This window comes from Pseudomonas sp. NBRC 100443, from assembly GCF_030268185.1.
GTDB classification, from domain to species: domain Bacteria; phylum Pseudomonadota; class Gammaproteobacteria; order Pseudomonadales; family Pseudomonadaceae; genus Pseudomonas; species Pseudomonas citronellolis.
Genome location: NZ_BSQE01000001.1, coordinates 512,605 through 532,327, shown reverse-complemented (window position 1 = coordinate 532,327; position 19,723 = coordinate 512,605). Strand labels below are relative to the sequence as shown.

The window sequence follows — 19,723 nt, the reverse complement described above, 5'->3', positions numbered from 1 at the left end:
CCATCGGGCCCGTATGTCGGGGCAAGCCTTTTTGGTTCCTTTTGTGGCGTTTGACAAAAGGGACTCGCCCGAGGGGGCGAAACAAGACGGTCGGGCAGACTCGGTGCGGCGCAGAAACACCCAAGCCGAGGCAACTGGGTTTCCGCGTTCGCAAGCCAAGCCATAGTCCCAGCCATATGAAAATCCCATTTCCCCCAGGCAAAGAAACAGCATCCTTTCTTAAGGGAACAGCATTACGCCACGGCGGAGGTTTCGCTATTCCTGGTCGTCGAGGAAGTGCAGCAACTGGCGGCGCTGCTTCTTGCTCGGCCGGCCGTCGGTCTGCACGCCCAGGGCGCCGGCCTTGCGCATGGCCGCCGCGTCCTCGCGGCGCTTCACGCTCTCGGCGGTTTCCTCGTAGAGCAGCTGCGCCTCCGGCGCGCCGCGGCGCACGCCCGACAGCGCCTTGACCACCACGGTGCGCTCGTCGAACCCGGTGCGCAGCACGTATTGCTCGCCGACCTTCGGCTCCTTGCTTGGCTTGCAGCGCTCGCCCCGGCAATGCACCTTGCCACCCTCGATGGCCGCCTTGGCCAGGCCGCGGGTCTTGTAGAAACGTGCAGCCCATAGCCACTTGTCCAGGCGTACCCTGTCGTCGTCTTTCTCGCTCACGGCTTCATCCACACTTCTGCAACCTGGCCAGTCTACCCTCGGCCCGGCGTTCCCGGCAGGCCCCTGGCGGGCGCCGACGGCCCTGCTAGAATGCCGCAAAACCCTGGGATGGCTCCTTTTGAAGACATTCGACCACCTGTCAGTGATCGGCCTGCGCGAATGGATCGCCCTTCCCGACCTGGGCATCGTCGGCCTGCGCGCGAAGATCGACACCGGCGCCAGCACCTCCAGCCTGCACGCCAGCGACATCGCCACCTTCCAGCGTGACGGCCGCGACTGGGTGCGCTTCACCGCCCACCTGGGCACCCAGGTGCAGCGCCGCCACCGCTGCGAGGCGCCGCTGGTGACGATGAAGACCATCCGCAGTTCCAACGGCCAGGCCCAGACGCGCTACGTGATCCGCACCACCCTGGCCCTGGGCGACCGCGCCTGGGCGGTGGAATTCACCCTGGCCTGCCGCAAGACCATGCGCTACCGCGTGCTGCTGGGTTCCAAGGCCCTGGTCCAGGGCCAGTTGGTGGTCAACCCGGCGCTGACCTACGTCCAGGACAAACCCCTCATCATGGTTACCCCCGCCCTTTCAGGTGCCCAATGAAAATCGCCGTGCTGTCGCGCAACCCGCGCCTGTATTCCACCCGTCGGCTGGTGGAGGCCGGGCAACAACGCGGGCATGAAATGGTGGTGATAGACACCCTGCGTGCCTACATGAACATCGCCAGCCACAAGCCGCAGATCCACTATCGCGGCCAGCCGCTGGAAGGCTTCGACGCGGTGATCCCGCGCATCGGCGCCTCGGTCACCTTCTACGGCTGCGCGGTGCTGCGCCAGTTCGAGATGATGGGCGTGTTCCCGCTCAACGAGTCGGTGGCCATCGCCCGCTCCCGCGACAAGCTGCGCTCGCTGCAGCTGCTCTCGCGCAAGGGCATCGGCCTGCCGATCACCGGCTTCGCCCACTCCCCGGACGACGTGCCGGACCTGATCCAGATGGTCGGCGGCGCGCCCCTGGTGATCAAGCTGCTGGAAGGCACCCAGGGCGTCGGCGTGGTCCTGGCCGAGACGCAGAAGGCCGCCGAATCGGTGCTGGAGGCCTTCATGGGGCTGAAGCACAACATCATGGTGCAGGAGTACATAAAGGAAGCCGGCGGCGCCGACATCCGCTGCTTCGTGGTGGGCGACAAGGTGATCGCCTCGATGCGGCGCCAGGCCGCGCCCGGCGAGTTCCGCTCCAACCTGCACCGCGGCGGCAGCGCCAGCCTGATCAAGATCACCCCCGAGGAGCGCATGACGGCGATCCGCGCGGCGCGGATCATGGGCCTGAAGGTGGCCGGCGTGGACATCCTGCGCTCGCACCACGGCGCGCTGGTGATGGAGGTGAACTCCTCGCCGGGCCTGGAAGGCATCGAGACCACCACCAACAAGGACATCGCCGGGGTGATCATCGAGTACCTGGAGAAGAATGCCGGGCCGCATATGGTGCGGACTAAAGGTAAAGGGTGAGGAGGCACGTACGCGACGCATGCGTCGCGCCGACGAACGACCGGCCATGGATGGCCGGGCTGGGGGTGCCGACGGGCACGATGCCCCGACAGGGATGTCTACGCAGGATCACCATGAAGCACATCGAACTCCCGCCCGCTCACGAATAAGCCCATGCCCAAATCCCCCCGCTCCTCCGACCTGACCTGGTCGCCCTTCGAAGGCCGCATCGCCCTGGTCGCCCCGGCCTCCTCCATCGCCGAGGAGGTCTTCGAGGCCACCCTGCGCCAACTGGAGGTGCTGGGCATCGACTACCACCTGGGCGAGCACGCCGAAGCCCGCTACCGCTACCTGGCCGGCAGCGCCGAACAGCGCCTGGAGGACTTCCACCGGGCCTTCGAGCTGCCGGACGTGAGCGCCGTCTGGTGCCTGCGCGGCGGCTACGGCTGCGCCCAGCTGGTGCCCGGGCTGGACTGGGCGCGGCTGCGGGCGGCCTCGCCGCGGCCGCTGGTCGGCTTCTCGGACATTTCCATCCTGCTCAGCGCCTTCCACCGCCACGGCCTGCCGGCGATCCACGGCCCGGTGGCCAGCGCCCTCGGCCTGCAGCCGCTGAGCGCCCCCAGCGAACAGCGCGAGCGCCTGGCCTCGCTGGCTTCGGTCAGCCGCCTGCTGGCTGGCGAGGACCGTCACCTGCCGTGCACCCAGCTGAGCGGCCCGAAAAAGGTCGTGGAAGGCGAGCTGATCGGCGGCAACCTCACTGCCCTGGCCAGCACCGCCGGCACGGTAGCCGCGCTGCACGCGCCGGCCGGCGCCATCCTGGTGCTGGAGGATGTGGGCGAGCCTTACTACCGCCTGGAGCGCAGCCTTTGGCAGTTGCTCAACAGCATCGATGCGCAGAGCCTGGGCGCGGTGGTGCTGGGCACCTTCACCGACTGCCCGCGCAAGAATGTGGCGCATAGCCTGGAAGAGATTTTCGTGGAGTACCTGAAGCCGCTGGGGGTGCCGCTGTACCACGGGCTGCCGAGTGGGCATGGGGCGCAGAATCGGGCGTGGCCTTATGGGAAAGTGGGGCGGTTGGATACCAAGGGGTTGAGCTGGTAGTGCCGGCGTCAGGATCAACAGATCGCGGACGGTGCTTGCTCGAGACTCTGGAGCTGAACTCTAGAGCGCCCTCTCCCTAACCCTCGGCTGCGCGCCCCGCCCTGAAGGGAGAGGGGACCGTTCGGAGCGCTTGGGTACTCCTAAGTCAGCCGGCAGCGCCAGCGGTTTCCGGCTGAAACCATCACCTCTCTCGGCACGGACTAGCCCCAAGCCCTACGTAGCAGCCACCCTGTAGGAGCGCGCCCTGCGCGCGAATCGCGGGCAGGGCCCGCTCCTACACCCGTCGGGGATACCGCCGCTCAGGAAGCCCCCCGCGGCAACATCAGCCCCAGCGGCAAACATACCCGCGCCTCCACCCCGCCGCCCTCGCGGTTGCGCAGTTCCACGCTGCCGCCGTGCTGCGCGGCGATGCGCTTGACGATGGCCAGGCCCAGGCCGGTGCCCTTGCCGCCGCGGGCTTTGTCGCCGCGGATGAAGGGGTTGAAGATGCTGTCCAGCTCCTGCGGGTCGATGCCGGCGCCGCGGTCGAGCACGCTCAGCACCACGTAGGGCGCGCCGTCGCCGCCGGCCAGGTGGCTGGCCACCTCGACGTTGCCGCCGCCGTGGTTGAGGGCGTTGCCGATCAGGTTGCCGAGCAGGCGCTTCATCGATACCCGGCGCAGCGGGAACGGCGGCAGCGGCTGCAGGCTCAGGCGCACGTGCTCCTCGCCCTGGTTGTAGGGCGCCACCACCTCGCGGGTCAGTTCGTTGAGGTCGCCCGCCTCCACCGGCTCGTCACGGCCGTCGCGGATGAAGGCGAGGAACTGGTCGAGGATCTGGTCCATGTCCTCGATGTCGCGGACCATGTCCTCGACCATCTCGCGCTCGGTTTCAGGCATCAGTTCCAGGGACAGGCGCAGGCGCGTCAGCGGCGTGCGCAGGTCGTGGGACACCCCGGCCAGCATCAGCTCGCGCTCGCGCGCCGCCTGTTCGACGTCGTCGGCCATCTGGTTGAAGGCGCGGTATACCTCGGCCATTTCGCTGGGGGTGTCCTGCCCCAGCGGCAGGCGCACGCTGCGGCCCTTGCCGAACTCTCGCGAGGCCACCACCAGGCGCTTGAGCGGCTGGCCGAGCAGGCGCACGAAGATCCAGGCCGCGGCGGTGGACAGCAGGCCGATGCCGAGGAACCAGCCGAGCACGCTCCAGATCTGCTGGCCGCGCAGCGGGTGCGGGTACAGCGGCACGCCCAGCCAGCCGTCGCCCAGGTTGGGCGCGTGGACCCAGAGCATGGACGGGTGGTGGATGCGCAGGCGCGTCTCGGTGTCCGGGCCCAGTTCGGTGCGCATCTGCCGCTGGAAGATGCCGCTGTAGGGCCAGTGCTGTTCTTCCGGCTGGCCGTTCTCGTGGGGCACCCAGGCCAGCCCGGCGGATTTGGCGATGGCCTCGCGCGAGCGCTCGTCGGCGGCCCAGTAGGCGCGCACGGTCAGTGCCGCGCCGTGGCTGTACTGGCGGTCGACCAGCATGTCCTCGTTCATCAGCAGGTAGACCAGCGTCAGCGCCTTGGAGAAGAGCACGACGATGAGCACCAGCCAGAGGGTGCGGGCGAAGAAGCTTTGCGGGAACCAGGGCGGGGTTTTCAAGATGAACTACCACAGAGCACGGAACGTAGGAGCGAGCTTGCTCGCGAACCCGCCCCATTGCGGAGTCGGTTCGCGAGCGGGCTCGCGCCTACAGGAGGATCATTTGCGGGCATTACCGTCCGGCACGAACACGTAGCCCACGCCCCACACCGTCTGGATGTAGCGCGGCTTGGACGGGTCGGGCTCGATCAGCCGGCGCAGGCGCGAGATCTGCACGTCGATGGAGCGCTCCAGGGCGTCCCACTCGCGGCCGCGGGCCAGGTTCATCAGCTTGTCGCGGGTCAGCGGCTCGCGGGCGTGCTGCACCAGAGCCTTGAGCACGGCGAACTCGCCGGTGGTGAGCATGTGCACCTCGCCACCGCTCTTCTTCAGCTCGCGGGTGGCCAGGTACAGCTCGTAGTCGCCGAAGGTGACCACCTCGTCCTCGCCGGCCGGGGCGCCCGGCACCAGCGGCGCCTGGCGGCGCAGCACGGCCTTGATCCGCGCCAGCAGCTCGCGCGGGTTGAACGGCTTGGCCAGGTAGTCGTCGGCGCCCAGCTCCAGGCCCTGGATGCGGCTGGACTCGTCGCCCTTGGCGGTGAGCATGATGATCGGGATCTGGTTGTTCGCCTCGCGCAGGCGCTTGCACGCCGAGAGGCCGTCTTCGCCGGGCATCATCAGGTCGAGCACCACCAGCTGGAACAGCTCGCGGGCCAGCAGGCGGTCCATCTGCTCGGTGTTCTCCACGGCGCGCACGCGGTAGCCCTGCTCGTCGAGGAAGCGCTCCAGCAGGCGGCGCAGGCGGGCGTCGTCGTCGACGATGAGGATCTTTTCACCTTCGGGCAGGGTGGACGGGTTCGACATAGAAACTCCAGGTTCGGGTCAGGCCGGCAATTATCGCCCAGCCTCGGTTGGCCACGGATTGTCCATTGTTAGCAGATTTTTCCCCGACCGACCGCCCTCTCGCGCGATTTTGCCTGGGTATAATGCGGCGCTTTTGCGGCGGGGCGTTGTCATAGACGCCTGCCGGACGCCCGAGCGAGCCGGCCGGCGCTAGCGCCACACCCCGTATTCTCGTTGGTTTCACCAGGTGGATTCATGGACAGCATCAACACCCGTATCGCCGAAGAGCTCTCCGCACTGCCCTCCGGCCGTGTTCAACCGCAGCAGGTGGCCGCCGCCGTGGCCCTGCTCGATGAAGGCAGCACTGTCCCCTTCATCGCCCGTTACCGCAAAGAAGTGACCGGCAGCCTCGACGACACCCAGCTGCGCCTGCTGGAAGAGCGCCTGCGCTACCTGCGCGAACTGGACGAGCGCCGCGCCAGCATCCTCGCCAGCATCGAGGAGCAGGGCAAGCTGACCCCCGAGCTGGCCCGCGAGATCAAGCTGGCCGACACCAAGACGCGCCTGGAAGACCTCTACCTGCCGTACAAGCAGAAGCGCCGCACCAAGGGCCAGATCGCCCTGGAAGCTGGCCTGGGCGAGCTGGCCGATGCGCTGTTCGCCGACCCGAACCTGGCCCCGGAGACCGAAGCCGCGCGCTTCGTCGACGCCGAGAAGGGCTTCGCCGACATCAAGGCCGTGCTCGAAGGCGCCAAGTACATCCTCATGGAGCGCTTCGCCGAGGACGCCACCCTGCTCGACCGCCTGCGCGTGTTCCTCAAGGACAACGCCACCCTCACCGCCCGCCTGGTGCCGGGCAAGGAAACCGAAGGCGCCAAGTTCAGCGACTACTTCGAGCACGACGAGCCCTTCAAGGGCGCGCCCTCGCACCGCGCCCTGGCGATCTTCCGCGGGCGCAACGAAGGCGTGCTGAGCGTGGCGCTGAAGGTCGGCGAGGAGCTGCCGGGCACCAGCCACCCGTGCGAAGTGATGATCGCCGAGCGCTTCGGCATCTCCAACCAGGGCCGCGCCGCCGACAAGTGGCTGGGCGAGGTGGTGCGCTGGACCTGGAAGGTCAAGCTCTACACCCACCTGGAGACCGACCTGCTGGGCGAGCTGCGCGAAGGCGCCGACGCCGAGGCGATCAACGTCTTCGCCCGCAACCTGCACGACCTGCTGCTGGCCGCCCCGGCCGGCCCGCGCGCCACCCTGGGCCTGGACCCGGGACTGCGCACCGGCGTCAAGGTGGCCGTGGTCGACGCCACCGGCAAACTGCTGGACACCGCCACCGTCTACCCCCACGCGCCGAAGAACCAGTGGGACCAGACCATCGCCGTGCTCGCCGCGCTCTGCGCCAAGCACCAGGTGGAACTGATCGCCATCGGCAACGGCACCGCCAGCCGCGAGACCGACAAGCTGGCCGCCGAGCTGATCAGGAAATACCCGGCGCTCAAGTGCACCAAGATCATGGTCAGCGAGGCCGGCGCCTCGGTGTACTCGGCCTCCGAGCTGGCCGCCCGGGAATTCCCCGACCTCGACGTGTCGCTGCGCGGCGCCGTCTCCATCGCCCGTCGCCTGCAGGACCCGCTGGCCGAACTGGTGAAGATCGAGCCCAAGTCCATCGGCGTCGGCCAGTACCAGCATGACGTGTCCCAGCTGCAACTGGCGCGCAGCCTGGACGCGGTGGTGGAGGACTGCGTGAACGCCGTGGGCGTGGACGTCAACACCGCCTCCGCCGCCCTGTTGGCGCGCATCTCCGGCCTCAACAGCACCCTGGCGCAGAACATCGTGGCGCACCGCGACGCCAACGGCGCGTTCAAGTCCCGCGACGACCTGAAGAAGGTCAGCCGCCTGGGCGAGAAGACCTTCGAGCAGGCCGCCGGCTTCCTCCGCGTGATGAACGGCGACAACCCGCTGGACGCCTCGGCTGTGCACCCGGAGACCTACCCGCTGGTGCAGCGCATCGCCGCCGACACCGGCCGCGACATCCGCTCGCTGATCGGCGACTCGGCCTTCCTCAAGCGCCTGGACCCGAAGAAGTTCACCGACGAGCAGTTCGGCCTGCCCACCGTCACCGACATCCTCAAGGAACTCGACAAGCCCGGCCGCGACCCGCGCCCGGAGTTCAAGACCGCCGAGTTCCAGGACGGCGTCGAGAGCCTCAAGGACCTCAAGCCGGGCATGGTGCTCGAAGGCGTGGTGACCAACGTCACCAACTTCGGCGCCTTCGTCGACATCGGCGTGCACCAGGACGGCCTGGTGCACATCTCGGCGCTGTCGGAGAAGTTCGTCAAGGACCCGTACGAAGTGGTCAAGGCCGGCGACATCGTCAAGGTCAAGGTCATGGAAGTGGACATCCCGCGCAACCGCGTCGGCCTGTCCATGCGCATGGGCGACACCCCCGGCGAGAAGGTCGAGGGCCCGCGCGGCGGCGGCCGCGGCAACGGCGGCCAGCGTGGCGAGCGCAGCGCCCCGCGGCAGCAGGAGAAGGCCCCGGCGAACAACGCCATGGCCGCGCTGTTCGCCAATGCCAAGCAACTGAAGAAGAAGTAGGGAAGCCCCATGAGCGAGATGCCCAGCCGCGACGTCATGATCAGCGCCTTCAGCGAGAACATCGGCCTTGAGCCGGTGCGCCTGGGCGATGGCGAGGCCGAAGTGAGCCTGAAGATGGCCGAGCACCTGCGCAACCGCGGCAACGTGATGCACGGCGGGGCGATCTTCTCGCTGATGGACGTGACCATGGGCCTGGCCTGCTCCAGCGCCCATGGCTTCGACCGCCAGAGCGTCACCCTGGAATGCAAGATCAACTACATACGCGCCGTCGCCGAAGGCGAGGTGCGCTGCGTGGCGAAGGTCCTGCACGCCGGGCGCCGCACGCTGGTGGTGGAGGCCGACGTGCTCCAGGGCGACAAGCTGGTCGCCAAGGGACAAGGCACCTTCGCCCAGCTGTAAGCCCGAGCCCCTTTCCTGCTCTATCCTGACCATCGGCAGCCCGCGCGCCACGCGGGCTCCGGTGAGTCGCAGCCCGCCAGGCGACAACGCCGGCCGCCCACCCCCTTGTAGACCGCCCGGTCCACCCCCATAGTGGGGCGACTGCCGCGTGAAGGACATCAAATTGAGCGACCTACTCTCCCGCCGCCTGGCGCTGCTCGGCGACGCTGCCAACCTGCCCCTGCTCAGCCAGTGTCTGCACGGCATCGAGCGCGAGTGCCTGCGCGTCGACGGCAACGGCCGGCTGGCCCTGAGCCCGCACCCCAAGGCCCTGGGCTCGGCCCTGACCAACCCGCAGATCACCACCGACTATTCCGAGGCGCTGCTGGAGTTCATCACCCCCACCAGCACCGGCGTCGAGCAGACCCTGGCGTCCCTGGAGAGCATCCACCGTTTCGCCAGCCAGCGCCTGGACGGCGAGCTGCTGTGGAGCCCGTCGATGCCCTGCGAGCTGCCTGACGAAGAGAGCATCCCGATCGCGCGCTACGGCAGCTCCAACATCGGCCGCCTCAAGTACGTCTACCGCAAGGGCCTGGCGCTGCGCTACGGCAAGACCATGCAGTGCATCGCCGGCATCCACTACAACTTCTCCCTGCCCGAGGGGCTGTGGCAGCTGCTGCAGCGCCACGAGGACGGCGGCATGGCGCTGCGCGACTTCCAGTCGGCGCACTACATCGCCCTGATCCGCAACTTCCGCCGCTACAGCTGGCTGCTGATGTACCTGTTCGGCGCTTCGCCGGCGCTGGACGCCGGCTTCCTGCGCGGCCGCCCGCACCAGTTGCAGCAGTTCGACGAGCACACCCTGTACCTGCCCTGGGCCACCAGCCTGCGGATGAGCGACCTGGGCTACCAGAACAACGCCCAGGCCGGCCTGACGCCCTGCTACAACGACCTCGAAAGCTACGTCGAGAGCCTGCGCAGCGCGGTGGGCACGCCCTACCCGCCCTACCAGAAGATCGGCACCAAGCAGGATGGCGAGTGGGTGCAGCTGAACACCAACGTGCTGCAGATCGAGAACGAGTACTACTCCAGCATCCGCCCGAAACGCGTGACCTACAGCGGCGAGCGGCCGATCCAGGCCCTGGAGTCGCGCGGCGTGCAGTACGTCGAGGCGCGCTGCCTGGACATCAACCCCTTCCTGCCGCTGGGCATCGACGCCGCCGAGGGCCGCTTCCTCGACGCCTTCCTGCTCTACTGCGCGTTGCAGGACAGCCCGCTGCTGGCCGACGGCGAATGCGGCGCGGCCACCAGCAACTTCCTCAAGGTGGTCAAGGAAGGCCGCCGCCCGGGGCTGCACCTGCAGCGTGGCGGGCAGACCGTGCCGTTGCAGGTCTGGGCCAGCGAACTGCTGGAACGCATCGCGCCCATCGCCGAACTGCTCGACCGCGCCACCGGCGGCGACGCCCATGCGCAGAGCCTGGCGCAACAGCGCGAGAAGGTAGCCGATCCGGAGCGCACGCCGTCCGCGCAGGTCCTGGCGGAAATGCGCGAGCGCGGCGAAAGCTTCACCGCCTTCGCCCTGCGCAAGAGCCGCGAACACGCGGAAACCCTCGCCCAACCGCTGCCGGCCATCGAGCAGGAAGCCTTCGAGGCCATGGCGAAGATCTCCCTGGCCGAACAAGAGGAACTGGAACGCCAGCCGGAAGGGGATTTCGACACCTTCGTGGCGGCCTACCAGGCGAGCATCCTCGGGGTGATCGGCGTTTAAGCCCCGCAGGAGCGGACCTTGCCCGCGATAGCCGGACGTCCCGGCGCGATTCGCGGATAAGATCCGCGCCGCCCCGCCCACACCATTCCCCTGTAAGGAGCGCGCCCTGCGCGCGATTTCGCGGGCAGGGCCCGCTCCTACAGGTTGTGCCGGGAAGCACGATATTCCTCCCCCGTAGGAGCGGACCTTGTCCGCGATAGCCGGACATCCCGGCGCGATTCGCGGATAAGATCCGCTCCTACGCCGCCCCACCCGCACCACTCCCTGTAGGAGCGCGCCCTGCGCGCGATTCGCGGGCAGGGCCCGCTCCTACAGGTTGTGCCGGGAGGCACGGTATTCCTCCCCCGTAGGAGCGGACCTTGTCCGCGATAGCCGGACGCCCCGGCGCGATTCGCGGATGAGATCCGCTACGCCGCCCCGCCCACACCATTCCCTGTAGGAGCGCGCCCTGCGCGCGATTCGCGGGCAGGGCCCGCTTACAGGTTGTGCCGGGAAGCACGGTATTCCTCCCCCGTAGGAGCGGACCTTGTCCGCGATAGCCGGAACCACCGGCGCGATTCGCGGATAAGATCCGCTACGAAAGGCAGAGGGCGTTGAACTACAGGCTCTTCTCGAACACCTGCGAATTGCGCTGGTAGTTGTACAGCGACGCCCGCGCCGCCGGCAGGCGTTCGACGCTGCTGGGCTGGAAGCCGCGCTCGCGGAACCAGTGGGCGGTGCGGGTGGTGAGCACGTAGAGGGTCTTCACGCCCAGGGCCCGGGCGCGCTTCTCGATGCGTTCCAGCAGCTGGTCGCCGCGCCCGCCGTGGCGGTATTCCGGGTTGACCGCCAGGCAGGCCAGCTCGGCGGCGTCGGAATCGGCGATCGGGTACAGCGCCGCGCAGGCGATGATCAGCCCCTCGCGCTCGACGATGCTGAACTGCTCGATCTCGCGCTCCAGCACCTCGCGCGAACGGCGCACCAGGATGCCCTGCTCTTCCAGCGGGCGGATCAGCTCCAGCAGGCCGCCGACGTCCTCGATGCCCGCCTCGCGCAGTTGCTCGAACTGCTCCTGGGCCACCAGGGTGCCGTTGCCGGTGCGGGTGAACAGCTCGCTGAGCAACGCGCCGTCCTCGGTGTAGCTGACGATGTGGCTGCGCCGCACCCCGGCGCGGCAGGCCTGGGCGGCGGCGTCGAGCAGCTCGGCCTGGTAGCTGTTGCCCAGGCGCTGCAGGTGCGCCGGCACCTGTTGCGGGCGCAGTTCGCGGACCAGCTTGCCGTCCTCGTCGAGCAGGCCGCGCTCGCCGCCGAACAGGATCAGCTTGTCGGCGTCCAGCTCGATGGCCGCGCGCATGGCCACGTCCTCGCAGGCGAGGTTGAAGATTTCCCCGGTGGGCGAGTAGCCCAGCGGCGAGAGCAGCACGATGGAGCGCTCGTCGAGCAGGCGGCCGATACCCTTGCGGTCGATGCGCCGCACCTCGCCGGTATGGTGGTAGTCGATGCCCTCGACCACGCCGATCGGCCGCGCCGTGACCAGGTTGCCCGCGGCCACGCGCAGGCGCGCGCCCTGCATGGGCGAGGCGGCCATGTCCATGGACAGCCGCGCCTCAATGGCGATGCGCAGGCTGCCCACGGCGTCGATCACGCATTCCAGGGTGGGCGCGTCGGTCACCCGCAGGTCGCAGTGGAAGCGCGGCGCCAGGCCGCGCTGGGCCAGGCGCGCCTCGATCTGCGGGCGCGAGCCGTGGACCAGCACCAGGCGCACGCCCAGGCTGTGCAGCAGCACCAGGTCGTGGACGATGTTGCCGAAGTTCGGGTCTTCCACACCCTCGCCGGGCAGCATGACCACGAAGGTGCAGTCCCGGTGGGCGTTGATGTAGGGAGAAGCGTGACGTAACCAGGTGACGTAGTCTTGCATTGTCCAGGTGGCCTGTGAGCGGGCGATGAAGGGTCGTCGAGTGCGAATGGCCGGCAAGGGCGGCGGGAGCGGCGGTTATCGTCGTCGCATGCACATCGACGGGTTTCTCCTCTTCAGGGCGGTTACAGGCAATAATGCTGGATCAAGCCGCGCAGCAGTTCCACGGTCGGCGGGATGCGAGCGAGTTCCAGATGTTCGTCCGGCTGGTGGGCGCAGGCGATGTCGCCGGGGCCCAGGACCAGGGTCTGGCAACCAAGCTGCTGAAGATACGGTGCTTCGGTGCCAAAGGCTACCGCTTCCGCCGAATGCCCGCTGAGGCGCTCGGCCAGGCGTACCAGCTCGCTGTCCGCGGCCTGCTCGAAGGGCGGCACGGCGGGGAACAGCGGCTGGTAGTCCAGGCGCACCGCGAAGCGCTCGGCCAGGGGCTGCAGGCGCTCGCCGATGGCCCGGCGCAGAGCCTGCGGGTCCATCCCCGGCAGCGGCCGCAGGTCGAACTCCAGGGCGCACTGGCCGCAGATGCGATTGGGGTTGTCGCCGCCGTGGATGCAGCCCAGGTTCAGCGTCGGCTGCGGCACGCCGAACTGCGGGTTGTCGAACTCCTTCTGCCACTGCGCGCGCAGCGCCAGCAGCTCGCCGATGGCCGCGTGCATGGCCTCCAGGGCGCTGTGGCCGAGGCTCGGGTCGGAAGAATGGCCGCTCTGCCCGAGGATGTCGATGCGCTCCATCATCACCCCCTTGTGCAGGCGGATCGGCCGCAACCCGGTGGGCTCGCCGATCACCGCGGCGCGCGCCAGCGGCCGGCCGGCCTCGGCCAGGGCGCGGGCGCCGGCCATGGAGCTTTCCTCGTCGCAGGTGGCGAGGATCAGCAGCGGCTGGCGCAGGGGCTTGTCCAGCAGCGGCAGCAGCGCCTCGATGGCGATGGCGAAGAAGCCCTTCATGTCGCAGCTGCCCAGGCCGTACCAGCGGCCGTCGCGCTCGTCCAGGCGCAGCGGGTCGCTTTTCCACAGCGATTCGTCGTAGGGCACGGTGTCGGTGTGCCCGGCCAGCACCAGGCCGCCGGGGCCGCTGCCCAGGCTCGCCAGCAGGTTGAACTTGCCCGGGGCGATCTCCTGCAATTCGCAGGCGAAGCCCAGGTCGCCCAGCCAGTTGGCCAGCAGCTCCACCACCGGGCGGTTGGACTGGTCCAGGGCGGGCTGGGTACAGCTCACCGACGGCAGGGCGAGCAACTGGGCGAAACGGTCTTTCAGGCTCGGCAGGGGCATGGGCGTCTCCGGAAGCGTTGTACCCATCATGGCCCAGGATGGCGTGCAATTGAACCGCCGCTGTCGCGTGGAACAGCGGCGCGGCGACGCGGTCCTGTACACTAGCGGGCTTCGACGAACGCTCCCGCGCCAAGCCCTGCGGGCCCGTCTACCCTTTCCTTCCCGGACTCCGCCATGCAGAAAGAAACCGAAATCAAGCTGCGCGCCAGCCGCCAGACCCTCGAGGCGCTGCGCGACCACCCGCTGCTGAAGAAGCGCAACAAGTCCGGCTGGCAGCAGAGCGAGCTGTACAACCAGTACTACGACACCCCCGGCCGCGACCTGGCCCGGGCCAAGGTCGCGCTGCGCCTGCGCCGCGACGGCGAGCAGTACATCCAGACGCTGAAGAGCCGCGGCCACAGCGTCGCCGGGCTGTCCGAGCGCAACGAGTGGGACTGGTACCTGGACAAGCCCGAACTGGACCTGGGCAAGCTCGACGACTCCTGCTGGCCGGCGGCCCTGGCCGACCTCGACAAGCAGCAGCTGCAGCCGATCTTCAGCACCGACTTCACCCGCCAGCGCGCCGAGATCGCCTGGGGCCGCGGCAAGACCAAGGTGGCGATCGAAGCCGCCCTCGACCTGGGCAAGGTCGTCGCCGACCAGCAGGAAGAGGAAATCTGCGAGCTGGAGCTGGAACTGCGCCAGGGCGAACCCGCGGCGCTGCTGGAACTGGCCGCCGAGCTGGCCGCCGACCTGCCGCTGATGCCCTGCGACATCAGCAAGGCCGAGCGCGGCTACCGGCTGTTCGACCCGGCCAGCTACACGGTGCACCCGGACACCCAGAAGCTGCTGGCGGAAACCCCGCTGGACGGCGCCTTCGCCGCCATCGCCTGGTCGCTGCTGGGCAGCAGCCAGCGCCTGGCCGAGCAGTACCGCTTCAACGGCCACTGGCGCCTGCTGCAAGAGTGGCTGCAGCAGCTGGTGGACCTGCGCGCCCTGCTCGGCAGCCTCGGCCAGGCCGCGCCGCGCGCCAGCAGCCGCGAGCTGCGCGCCGCGCTGGACGCGCTGATCGGCGACTGGCGCCCGCGCATCGAACAGGGCGAAGCCGACGAAGCCGCGCGCCAGCAGGCGCCGGAAGCCTTCCGCGGCGAACTCGGCCAGACGCGCTGGGGCCTGTTCTCCCTACAAGCCTCGCGCTGGCTGCTGGCCCGCGCCTGGCAGGAAGGCCGCAACGAGCGCGGCGACCGCCAGGGCGCCGCGGCCCTGGGCAAATGGCTGCCGCGCCTGCTCGCCGAGGAGGCCGAGGGCCTGCCCCTGGCCCGCGCCCAGCAGCAGCCGGAACTACTCGCCGAACAACTGCCGCGCCTGCAACGCCTGCTGGTGTGGCTGCGCCTGGCCCGCGGCGTGCTCGACCTGCCCGAGGCCGACCGCCTCTACGGCGAGCTGGCCAAGCTGGAACAGGCCCTGCACCGGCGCGACAGCGCGGACCTGGATGCCCTCGCCGCCCAGGCCCATACTGTGCTGACCCTCAAACCCTGGAAGGCGCTTTTGAAATAAGCTGGGGAACCCGACGGCGCGGGCCGGACTCAGACCAGCTCCACCCGCAGCCGTCCGCGGCACACACGAACGCAGGGAGTCCGAATGTCCGTCTTCGCTTCGCCCGCCCAGGATCGCTGGCTTGACCTGGCCGATATCCTCCACGAGCTGGTCGCCCAGGGCCGCGTCGCGCAGAGCGACGCCGAGCAGTGCCTGGCGATCCGCCGCAGCGCGGTGAAGAACCAGCAGCACCCCCTGGAATTCCTCGCCGCCCAGCAGGTGCCGGACCAGCACCGCCCCGGCCGCCACCTGGACCTCGACGCCCTGGTGCACTGGCTGGCCGAGTATTCCGGCCAGCCCTACCTGCGCATCGACCCGCTGAAGATCGACGTCGCCGCGGTCACCCCGCTGATGTCCTACGCCTTCGCCCAGCGCCACAGGATCCTCGCCGTGGCCGTGGCGCCGGACAGCGTCACCATCGCCAGCGCCCAGCCCTTCGTGCACAGCTGGGAAGGCAACCTGACCCACGTGCTCAAGCGCCCGATCAAGCGCGTGGTGTGCAACCCGCAGGACATCCAGCGCTTCACCACCGAGTTCTACCGCCTGGCCAAGTCGGTCAGCGGCGCCTCCGCCCAGGACATGAAGACCAGCGGCGTGGGCAACTTCGAGCAACTGCTCAACCTGGGCGCCAGCGACCAGGAGCCGGACGCCAACGATGCGCACATCGTCACCATCGTCGACTGGCTGTTCCAGTACGCCTTCCAGCAGCGCGCCAGCGACATCCACATCGAGCCGCGGCGCGAGCAGGGCACGGTGCGCTTCCGCATCGACGGCGTGCTGCACAACGTCTACCAGTTCCCGCCGCAGGTCACCATGGCGGTGGTCAGCCGCCTGAAGTCCCTCGGCCGCATGAACGTCGCCGAGAAGCGCAAGCCCCAGGACGGCCGGGTGAAGACCAAGACCCCGGACGGCGCCGAGGTGGAACTGCGCCTGTCGACCCTGCCCACCGCCTTCGGCGAGAAGATGGTGATGCGGATCTTCGACCCCGAGGTGCTGCTCAAGAGCTTCGACCAGCTGGGCTTCTCCCCCGAGGACCTGCGCCGCTGGCAGAGCATGACCAACCAGCCCAACGGCATCATCCTGGTCACCGGCCCCACCGGCTCGGGCAAGACCACCACCCTCTACACCACGCTCAAGCAGCTGGCCACGGACGAGGTGAACGTCTGCACCATCGAGGACCCGATCGAGATGATCGAGCCCTCGTTCAACCAGATGCAGGTGCAGCACAACATCGACCTGACCTTCGCCAGCGGCGTGCGCGCCCTGCTGCGGCAGGACCCGGACATCATCATGGTCGGCGAGATCCGCGACCTGGAGACCGCCGAGATGGCCATCCAGGCGGCGCTGACCGGGCACCTGGTGCTCTCCACCCTACACACCAACGACTCGCCCACGGCCATCACCCGCCTGCTCGAACTGGGCGTGCCCTACTACCTGATCCGCGCCACCGTGCTCGGCGTCATGGCCCAGCGCCTGGTGCGCACCCTGTGCCCGCACTGCAAGGCGCCGCTGGAGCTGGAGGAGAGCGACTGGCAGGAGCTGACGCGGCCCTGGAACGCCCCGCTGCCCACCGGCGCGCAGCAGGCGGTGGGCTGCCTGGAATGCCGCGACACCGGCTACCGCGGCCGCGCCGGGGTGTACGAGATCATGCTGCTGACCGACAGCCTGAAGGAACAGATCACCGCCGACACCGACCTCATCCCGCTGCGCCGCCAGGCCTTCAAGGAAGGCATGCGCAGCCTGCGCCTGTCCGGCGCGCAGAAGGTCGCCGCGGGCCTGACCACCATTGAGGAAGTACTGCGGGTGACGCCGCAGAGCGAGCAGAAATAGGAAATCTCCGAGCCCGACAGGGCTCGCGGGATGACACGGGAAAGGGTTAGCTTTTCCCGCCGCCCCGCTCCTTTGGGAGCCGGGCGCCACGGAAGTCCCAATCGACCAAGGAGTGCAGCAAATGGAAACCGGCAGTGTCCTGATCCTCTTCGTCATCCTCGCGGTGGCGATCGTGTTCATGGGCTTCAAGGTGGTGCCCCAGGGCAACGAGTGGACGGTGGAACGCTTCGGCCGCTACACCGGCACCCTCAAGCCGGGGCTGAACATCATCGTCCCGGTGATGGACCGCATCGGGCAGAAGATCAACATGATGGAGCGGGTGCTGGACATCCCCCCGCAGGAGGCCATCAGCGCCGACAACGCCATCGTGCAGATCGACGCGGTGTGCTTCTACCAGGTGGTCGACGCGGCGCGCGCGGCCTACGAGGTCAGCGGCCTGGAGAACGCCATCCGCAACCTGGTGATGACCAACATCCGCACCGTGCTCGGCTCCATGGAGCTGGACCACATGCTCAGCCAGCGCGACGCCATCAACGAACGCCTGCTGCGCACCGTCGACGAGGCCACCGCGCCCTGGGGCCTGAAGGTCACCCGCATCGAGATCAAGGACATCAGCCCGCCGGCCGACCTGGTGGAGGCCATGGCCAGCCAGATGAAGGCCGAGCGCCTCAAGCGCGCGCAGATCCTCGATGCCGAAGGCAAGCGCGCCGCGGAAATCCTCACCGCCGAGGGCGAAAAGCAGGCGCAGATCCTCAAGGCCGAAGGCCAGCGCCAGGCCGCCTTCCTCGAGGCCGAGGCCCGCGAGCGCCAGGCCGAGGCCGAGGCGCGGGCTACCCAGGTGGTCTCCGAGGCCATCGCCAGCGGCAACGTGCAGGCGGTGAACTACTTCGTCGCGCAGAAATACGTCGACGCCCTCGGCCAGCTGGCCGCCTCGAACAACAGCAAGATAGTGCTGATGCCGCTGGAAGCCAGCCAGGTGATAGGCGCGGTGGGCGGCATCGGCGAGATCGTCAAGGCCACCTTCGGCGACGGGGCGCCCGGCGCCAAGGGCCGGGGCTGAGCCATGTGGGATTACCTGCAGCACCTGAGCTTCTGGGACTGGCTGGCCTTCGGCACCCTGCTGCTGATCCTCGAGGTGTTCGGCGCCGGCGGCTACCTGCTGTGGATCGGCATCGCCGCCGCGGCCACCGGCGTGCTCGCCTTCTTCGCCCCGGCCCTGGCCTGGACCTGGCAGTTCCTCGCCTTCGGCATCCTGGCGCTGCTCACCGTGGTGTTCTGGTGGCGCTACCAGCACCGCCCGGGCGCCGGCGAAGCCGCCAGCGGCCTGAACCGCCGCGGCAGCGAGCTGGTCGGACGGCAGTTCGCCCTGCACGACGCCATCATCGGCGGCCGCGGCAAGATCCGCGTCGGCGACAGCCTGTGGCTGGTCAGCGGCCCGGACCTGCCGGCCGGCGCCCAGGTGAAGGTCACCGGGCAGGATGGCACGGTGCTGTTGGTCGAGCCGGCCTGAGGTAACGCGGCAGGTCGGCCCGGCGTTTCGGCCGACCCCGAAGCGCGCGCCAAACGGCGGATAACCTCATAGGTGTCTGCGCCCCGGCGACGGTGGGCAAGGCCCCGGGCAAGGCCTAAGATGGGCGCCTCTATCCCATGGAACGGATGTCCCCCGACGATGCTGCGCCTGCTCAAAGACGAGAAATTCCTCCTCCTCGCCCTGCTCCTGGCGGTGCTGGTCTACCCCCTGGAACACAGCCTGCTCGAAGGCGGCAAGGCCCTGGCCGGGGTGGCCGCCACTGTCCTGCTGGCCTCGATCATCAGCGTCTCGCTGCGCGTGGCGCACCACGCCGAGATCCTCGCGGAGAAAGTCGGCGAGCCCTACGGCACCATGATCCTGACCCTCGCCGCGGTGCTGGTGGAGGTGGTCATCCTGGCCATCATGATGGGCCACAACCACTCCCCCACCCTGGCCCGCGACACCATCTACGCCGCGGTGATGCTGGACATGAACGGCATCCTCGGCCTGGCCGCGCTGCTCGGCGGCCTGAAGCACGGCGAGCAGTCGTACAACGACGACTCGGGCAAGACCTACGTGACCATGATCCTCACCGCGGTGGGCATCTCCATGGTGGTCCCGGAGCTGATCCCGGCGGCGCAGTGGAAGCTCTACTCGCTGTTCACCATCGGCTGCATGGTCATGCTCTACGGCCTGTTCCTGCGCATGCAGACCGGCCAGCACAGCTACTTCTTCGCCTACAACTACGCGGTGCACGGCGAGCAGCAGCACGGCCACGAGGCCCACGGCAGCACGCGCCAGTCCATGGCCCTGCTGGTGGCCGGGGTGGTGCTGATCGGCGCGCTGGCCGAGGTCATGTCCAAGGCCCTGGACGTCAGCCTGGAAGGCAGCGGCGTGCCGCCGATCGTCCCGGCGCTGCTGGTGGCGGCCATCTCCGCCAGTCCGGAAATCCTCACCGCGCTGCGCGCCGCGCTGGCCAACCGCATGCAGCCGGTGGTCAATATCGCCCTGGGCGCCTCGCTGTCCACGGTGATCCTCACCGTGCCGGTGATCGAGGCCCTGGCGCTGTTCAAGGGCCAGCCGATCCAGATGGCGATGACGCCGCTGCAGACCGGCATGATGTTCATCACCCTGATAGTGGCGGGCTTCAACCTGCACGACGGCAAGACCAACGCCATCGAGGGCATGACTCACTTCGTGCTCTTCGCTACCTTCCTGATGCTGTCGTTCATGGGGTTGTGA

The 19,723-nt window shown here is 68.7% G+C and carries 16 protein-coding genes; 11 read left to right on the top strand and 5 right to left on the bottom strand.

Annotated elements, in window-relative coordinates:
- Positions 1 to 255: 255 nt before the first annotated feature.
- The gene (gene hslR / locus QSJ95_RS02335; protein WP_285639651.1) at positions 256 to 651 is read right to left on the bottom strand and encodes a ribosome-associated heat shock protein Hsp15; all 396 of its coding nucleotides are present in this window, start codon (positions 649 to 651) and stop codon (positions 256 to 258) included.
- Between the two features lie 118 nt (positions 652 to 769).
- Between hslR and rimB the strand changes: the two genes are divergently transcribed.
- From rimB to QSJ95_RS02320, 3 genes are all read left to right on the top strand, one after another.
- On the top strand, positions 770 to 1,246 hold the full coding sequence (rimB, locus tag QSJ95_RS02330) for a retropepsin-like aspartic endopeptidase RimB (protein ID WP_024128818.1): 477 nt from the start codon (positions 770 to 772) through the stop codon (positions 1,244 to 1,246).
- Positions 1,243 to 2,148, top strand: a complete 906-nt coding sequence (gene rimK, locus QSJ95_RS02325; protein WP_009614960.1) for a 30S ribosomal protein S6--L-glutamate ligase — start codon at positions 1,243 to 1,245, stop codon at positions 2,146 to 2,148. The genes rimB and rimK overlap by 4 nt, the downstream gene beginning before the upstream one ends.
- Positions 2,149 to 2,301: 153 nt before the next feature.
- The gene (locus tag QSJ95_RS02320) at positions 2,302 to 3,228 is read left to right on the top strand and encodes a S66 peptidase family protein (RefSeq protein ID WP_285639648.1); all 927 of its coding nucleotides are present in this window, start codon (positions 2,302 to 2,304) and stop codon (positions 3,226 to 3,228) included.
- A gap of 299 nt (positions 3,229 to 3,527) precedes the next feature.
- On the opposite strand, the gene QSJ95_RS02315 is transcribed toward QSJ95_RS02320, so the two are convergent.
- Together QSJ95_RS02315 and ompR are read right to left on the bottom strand one after the other, a co-directional pair.
- Positions 3,528 to 4,847, bottom strand: coding sequence for an ATP-binding protein (locus QSJ95_RS02315; protein ID WP_009614958.1), 1,320 nt, complete (start codon positions 4,845 to 4,847; stop codon positions 3,528 to 3,530).
- Between the two features lie 99 nt (positions 4,848 to 4,946).
- A complete protein-coding gene (ompR, locus tag QSJ95_RS02310; protein ID WP_009614957.1) occupies positions 4,947 to 5,690 on the bottom strand; it encodes an osmolarity response regulator transcription factor OmpR in 744 nt (247 codons plus the stop codon).
- A 234-nt stretch (positions 5,691 to 5,924) separates the two neighbouring features.
- Between ompR and QSJ95_RS02305 the strand changes: the two genes are divergently transcribed.
- From QSJ95_RS02305 to gshA, 3 genes are all read left to right on the top strand, one after another.
- Positions 5,925 to 8,261, top strand: a complete 2,337-nt coding sequence (locus QSJ95_RS02305) for a Tex family protein (RefSeq protein ID WP_043314703.1) — start codon at positions 5,925 to 5,927, stop codon at positions 8,259 to 8,261.
- 9 nt (positions 8,262 to 8,270) lie between these two features.
- Positions 8,271 to 8,660, top strand: a complete 390-nt coding sequence (locus tag QSJ95_RS02300) for a PaaI family thioesterase (protein ID WP_009614954.1) — start codon at positions 8,271 to 8,273, stop codon at positions 8,658 to 8,660.
- 163 nt (positions 8,661 to 8,823) lie between these two features.
- Positions 8,824 to 10,407 (top strand): glutamate--cysteine ligase, encoded by a 1,584-nt coding sequence (gshA, locus tag QSJ95_RS02295; RefSeq protein WP_281685907.1) that lies wholly within the window; start codon positions 8,824 to 8,826, stop codon positions 10,405 to 10,407.
- A 598-nt stretch (positions 10,408 to 11,005) separates the two neighbouring features.
- Here the strand turns inward: gshA and argA are convergent.
- Together argA and argE are read right to left on the bottom strand one after the other, a co-directional pair.
- Complete coding sequence (argA, locus tag QSJ95_RS02290; protein WP_285639642.1) at positions 11,006 to 12,304, bottom strand: amino-acid N-acetyltransferase; 1,299 nt, start codon at positions 12,302 to 12,304, stop codon at positions 11,006 to 11,008.
- Positions 12,305 to 12,426: 122 nt separating this feature from the next.
- Positions 12,427 to 13,566, bottom strand: a complete 1,140-nt coding sequence (gene argE, locus QSJ95_RS02285; RefSeq protein ID WP_285639640.1) for an acetylornithine deacetylase — start codon at positions 13,564 to 13,566, stop codon at positions 12,427 to 12,429.
- 174 nt (positions 13,567 to 13,740) lie between these two features.
- On the opposite strand from argE, the gene QSJ95_RS02280 reads away from it, so the two are divergent.
- The 5 genes from QSJ95_RS02280 to QSJ95_RS02260 all read left to right on the top strand — a co-directional run bounded on the left by QSJ95_RS02280 (position 13,741) and on the right by QSJ95_RS02260 (position 19,723).
- Complete coding sequence (locus QSJ95_RS02280; RefSeq protein ID WP_285639638.1) at positions 13,741 to 15,102, top strand: CYTH domain-containing protein; 1,362 nt, start codon at positions 13,741 to 13,743, stop codon at positions 15,100 to 15,102.
- Between the two features lie 84 nt (positions 15,103 to 15,186).
- Entirely contained in the window at positions 15,187 to 16,971 is a 1,785-nt protein-coding gene (gene tfpB, locus QSJ95_RS02275) for a type IV pilus assembly ATPase TfpB (protein WP_043314698.1), read from the top strand.
- Between the two features lie 121 nt (positions 16,972 to 17,092).
- Complete coding sequence (locus QSJ95_RS02270) at positions 17,093 to 18,031, top strand: SPFH domain-containing protein (protein WP_009614942.1); 939 nt, start codon at positions 17,093 to 17,095, stop codon at positions 18,029 to 18,031.
- A gap of 3 nt (positions 18,032 to 18,034) precedes the next feature.
- Positions 18,035 to 18,481 carry an NfeD family protein gene (locus QSJ95_RS02265; RefSeq protein ID WP_285639635.1) on the top strand — a complete coding sequence of 149 codons (447 nt, stop codon included), beginning with the start codon at positions 18,035 to 18,037 and terminating at the stop codon, positions 18,479 to 18,481.
- Positions 18,482 to 18,640: 159 nt separating this feature from the next.
- On the top strand, positions 18,641 to 19,723 hold the full coding sequence (locus tag QSJ95_RS02260; protein WP_009614938.1) for a calcium:cation antiporter: 1,083 nt from the start codon (positions 18,641 to 18,643) through the stop codon (positions 19,721 to 19,723).